The 614-nt window shown below is 35.2% G+C and carries 1 protein-coding gene; it reads left to right on the forward strand.

What is annotated here, in order from left to right; genetic code table 11:
* A partial coding sequence (locus AC3IF2_RS13225) for a DUF7507 domain-containing protein (protein ID WP_489168031.1) occupies positions 1–614 on the forward strand: 614 nt, incomplete at both ends.

The following is a 614-nucleotide window of genomic DNA, read 5'->3' on the forward strand; positions in this document are numbered from 1 at the left end:
TATACCACCAACAATTAATAATGTATCTTCAACAAATCCAACTACAGCTAGCTGTCCTACTTTAGATGATGGTACAATTACAATTATTGCTACGGGGTCTAACTTAGAGTATAGTATCGATGGAGGAATAAATTATCAACCTTCAAATGTATTTACAGGGTTAACTGCAGGAACATATACTATTGCTATTAGAAATACCCTTACAGTCTGTGAAACTATAAGTCCTGATACAATTACTCTTGTTGCTCCAGGCTGTAACCCTAGTTTGATAGTTGTAAAAACACAAACAGCGGGACCTAATCCGGTAACGGCAATCGGTCAAGTGTTAGATTATACAATTACCTTAGAAAATAATGGAGATCTAGATTTAACAAATATTAATATTACAGATATTTTACCTGATGGAAGTAATGGAACATTAACTGGTCCTACTGCTGATGGTGGGACACCTAATGTTATTGATAGAGGCGAAACATGGACATATACAATTAGTTATACGGTATCGGCAGCTGACTTTTCAGCAGGTAATGATTTAATTAATACTGCATCAGTTACAACCGATGAAATAACTACTGCGGAAACAGATACAGCTATAACACCAATAAGTAGTACAA

The organism is Maritimimonas rapanae (assembly GCF_057837205.1).